At 36.8% G+C, this 4,201-nt stretch carries 3 protein-coding genes; all 3 read left to right on the forward strand.

Annotated elements, in window-relative coordinates; all coding sequences use genetic code 11:
• Positions 1-138: 138 nt before the first annotated feature.
• Complete coding sequence (locus ACILQF_RS12885; RefSeq protein WP_395627805.1) at positions 139-1,245, forward strand: amidohydrolase family protein; 1,107 nt, start codon at positions 139-141, stop codon at positions 1,243-1,245.
• Between the two features lie 33 nt (positions 1,246-1,278).
• Complete coding sequence (locus ACILQF_RS12890) at positions 1,279-2,688, forward strand: Gfo/Idh/MocA family protein (RefSeq protein WP_395627806.1); 1,410 nt, start codon at positions 1,279-1,281, stop codon at positions 2,686-2,688.
• Between the two features lie 298 nt (positions 2,689-2,986).
• Complete coding sequence (locus ACILQF_RS12895) at positions 2,987-4,168, forward strand: cystathionine gamma-synthase family protein (protein ID WP_395627807.1); 1,182 nt, start codon at positions 2,987-2,989, stop codon at positions 4,166-4,168.
• The last annotated feature ends 33 nt before the right edge of the window (positions 4,169-4,201 follow it).

The following is a 4,201-nucleotide window of genomic DNA, read 5'->3' on the forward strand; positions in this document are numbered from 1 at the left end:
GTATTTGGTTCCGCTTATGCTACTTTAATAAGCGGCGGACTAGTTCTATTGTTTGAGTGGTTGATTTTATATTGGATGTTTAAGAAAAAAATATTTATTAAGATTTGATTTCATTTTTTAAAAAAAATCTCATAGTTTATGAAAACGAAATTTCTTTATTTATGTATGATTTCCATGCTTTTTCATGGCGCTTCACAAGCTCAGAGCAAACCATCTAAAGTAGCTAAGTCTTCTTCTCAGTTTTACTTTATGCAAGACTTTAAGTTGGTAGAAAAATATGATACCCACGTGCATATCAATACCTACGATACCGCTTTCATTAATTTAGCTAAAGAGGATAATTTTAAATTGTTAACGGTAAATGTTAATCCTTCAACTTATCCATCGGTAGATAATCAAGAAAATGTTGCCCTATCGCTTATAAATAATTTCCCCGAACAAGTAGCCTATGCAACTACTTTTACCATGAAAGATTGGGGTACAGATCTTTGGCTGCCTCAAACTCTTGCTTATCTTAAAAATTCATTTAGCAAGGGTGCAATTGGTGTTAAAATTTGGAAAAATATTGGAATGGAGCTTAAAGACAAGGATGGAAAATTTGTGATGGTTAATGATGCGAGGCTCGACCCTGTTCTTGACTTTATCGAAAAAAATAATGTTACCCTAATTGGACATTTAGGTGAGCCTAAAAATGCATGGCTTCCCGTTGAAAAAATGACTGTTTCAGGAGATAAATCATACTTTTCTAAAAATCCTAAGTATCATATGTTCCTTCATCCTGAATATCCTTCTTATCAAGACCAAATAGATGCACGGGATAAAATGCTTGAAAAACATCCTGCAATCCGTTTCGTTGGTGTTCACTTGGGTAGCCTTGAATGGGATGTGGATGAATTGGCAAAAAGACTCGATAAATTTCCAAATATGGCTGTTGATATGGCCGAACGAATTTGTCATCTTCAATATCAGACGGTTAAAAACAGACAAAAAGTATACGATTTCATGGTTAAATATCAAGATCGACTTATTTATGCAACAGATAATTCGGTTGCAAAAGGAGCAGATCCTGCGAAATATAAAATTCGTATTCATGAAAGAAGGCTTAGCGATTGGAGATATTTTGTATCTGATGATGAAATGAATGTTTCTGATTTTGATGAAAAGCTTCAGGGACTCAAATTACCTAAGAGTGTTATCGATAAAATTTATAGAACAAATGCTGAAAAGTATTTCCCAGGGATCTAAACCAACTAATTCACTATAGAAAACATAGAAATAATGAAAAATAACCGTAGAGATTTTTTAAAGAAAAGTAGCCTTGCCGGATTAGGACTTGCAGGTGCAACAGTATTAAATGGATTTGCTTCTGAAGAGAGAAAAGGTCCGTGGATTGCAAAATCCAGTATTCAAACGTTTAACATGACAGGTTATGCGGCACCCAAGCTCGAAACTGTTCGTGTTGGTTTTATTGGTTTAGGCCAACGTGGTCCCTCGCATTTAAATGAGATTTCTAAAATCGAGGGTACAGAAATTAAAGCTTTATGCGATTTGCGTCCCAATAGTGTCAATAAAGCCAAAAAAAAGCTTGAAGGTACTAGCCATAATCCTAAACTTTATTCTGGGTCTGAGGATGAGTGGAAAAAATTATGTGAACAAAAGGATATTGATCTAATTTACATTTGTACTCCTTGGCATTTGCATACCCCGATGGCACTTTATGCAATGGAACAGGGCAAACATGTTGCCATTGAAGTGCCCGCAACTGTTTCATTAGAGGAGTGCTGGCAACTTGTTGAAACTTCTGAGCGTACGCGCAAACATTGTATGATGCTCGAAAATTGCTGCTACGACTTTTTTGAATTATTGACATTAAACATGGCAAGACAAGGCTATTTCGGTGAGATTATTCATACTGAAGGAGCTTATATTCACAATTTAATAGACCTTAATTTTAGTGATAAGGGCTACCAAAATATGTGGCGATTAAGGGAAAACGCTACTCGTGAAGGAAGCTTATACCCAACTCATGGCTTAGGTCCGGTTTGCCAAGTTTTAAATGTGAATCGCGGTGATAAAATGGATTATTTGGTTTCTGTTTCATCCAATGATTTTATGATGGCTGAGCGTGCCAAAGTTGAGGCTGAAAAGAATGATTTGTACAAAGAATTTGTAGGTAAGGATTTTAAAGGCAATATGAATACCACCACAATTCGTACCGCTAAGGGTAAAACCATTATGATTCAGCATGATGTAACATCTCCCCGTCCATATTCTCGTATTCATCTTGTTAGTGGAACAAAAGGTACTGCGTTAAAATATCCAACACCAAGAATTTCTAATGGCCATTCAGGTTGGCTTAAGGACGAAGAATTTAAAGCACTCGAAGCGCAATTTACCCCCAATATTGTCAAAAAAGTAGGTGATCTTGCAAAAAAAGTAGGCGGTCATGGTGGTATGGATTTCCTTATGAACTGGCGACTAATTGATTGCTTGCGTAATGGTTTGCCTCTTGATCAAGATGTGTATGATGCAGCAGCGTGGAGCTCAATCTGGCCATTAAGCGAATGGTCGGTCAATAACCGCTCAAACTCAGTTGATATTCCTGATTTTACCCGTGGCGCTTGGAAAAAGAATCAGCCACATGATATCACTCTTGAAAAAGGTGGTGATACTAAAGTGAAAATCTAAAAATATTAATAGGTAATAATAAGCTAGATCTAAACAAAAAAACAGATTAGTTCCTTTCTACCTAATTCTAGTGTATCCGGTTTTTCAATAATCATAAATTAATTTTTAATATGATTATTGTTGCCGGATATTCTTTTTTTACCAGTTTTGATTTTAAAATGATGGTGTCTGTAAAATTAATCACTCATTTTCTTAAGATGGGTTAATTGGCATATACTTAATTACATTTGTAATCAAAGGTTTTCAATCTGTTTTTTTAAAAAACCTGGGTTCATAAATGTTAATATTGCACTAATAAATGGAAAATAAAAAATACAATAAAGCTACCGAGGCTGTTTGGGCTGGAGAGAATAATCCTTATTTTAAGGAAGCAGTAACTACTCCAATTGTGAATAGCGTTGCTTTTGCCTACAACGATTTGAATGAATGGTATGATATTTCTGTGGGTAAGCAAGATGGTTTTATTTATAGCCGAAATACTAATCCAACCGTTGCAGCTCTTGAAGAAAAAATCAGAGTGCTGGAAGGGGCGGAATCGGCAACCGCTTTTGCAACAGGCATGGCAGCCATCAGCAATACCTTGTTTACTTTTTTGAAGCCGGGCAAGCGAGTGGTGTCAATGAAAGATACTTATGGCGGGACTAGCAAGTTGTTTTTAGATTTTTTTCCTGAGTATCAGGTGGAGGTTAAATTATGTGAGACTGGCAATCATGAGGAAATGGAATTGGAAATTGCCAAGGGTTGCGATTTAGTTTACCTAGAAACTCCTACCAATCCTACACTAAAAATAGTGGACATTAAACGTATGGCTTTGGCAGCTAAGAAAGTGGGTGCAATTGTGGTTGTAGATAATACCTTCGCTACACCAATTAATCAAAACCCATTGGCACTTGGTGCTGATTTAGTGCTTCATAGCGCTACTAAATACCTTTGCGGTCATTCGGATGCCATGGGCGGCTTATTGGCCGGTAGTAAAGATCTCGTACAGAAAGTATTTCATTTCAGAGAAATTAATGGTGCTAGTTTGCAGGCTGATCCCGCCTATATGATTGCTAGGGGAATGAAAACTCTGGAATTAAGGGTGTCGCGCCAAAATGAATCTGCTTTAAAAATTGCACGATATCTGAAGGCTCACGCTAAAGTGAGTGATGTATTCTATCCGGGATTGGAAACACATAAAGGACATGAAATTGCTAAATCACAGATGCGTGGTTTTGGTGGGATGCTAAGTTTTGCCCTTAATGGTGGTTATGATTTAGTAGAAAAATTTCTCCCATCCTTAAAACTTGTTCATTTAGCGGCAAGCCTAGGTTCTGTGAGTACCTTGGCCGGTCCGCCGCGTACAACAAGCCACGTTGAATTAACCGAAGCACAAAGGGCTCTTTTGGGTATTCCTGAGAGTTTAATACGTTATTCTGTTGGAATTGAATCGGTAGATGACCTTCTTCAGGATCTTGAAGATGGATTAAAGAAAATTTAGAACTATTAATAGTTTAATTTAAGCTGGATAAGA

Source organism: Daejeonella sp. (assembly GCF_044232565.1).
Lineage (GTDB): Bacteria > Bacteroidota > Bacteroidia > Sphingobacteriales > Sphingobacteriaceae > Daejeonella.

Coding starts and splice junctions, on each gene's coding strand:
- ACILQF_RS12885 (WP_395627805.1), top strand. CDS start 139: ATGAAAACGAAATTTCTTTATTTATGTATGATTTCCATGCTTTTTCAT.
- ACILQF_RS12890 (WP_395627806.1), top strand. CDS start 1,279: ATGAAAAATAACCGTAGAGATTTTTTAAAGAAAAGTAGCCTTGCCGGA.
- ACILQF_RS12895 (WP_395627807.1), top strand. CDS start 2,987: ATGGAAAATAAAAAATACAATAAAGCTACCGAGGCTGTTTGGGCTGGA.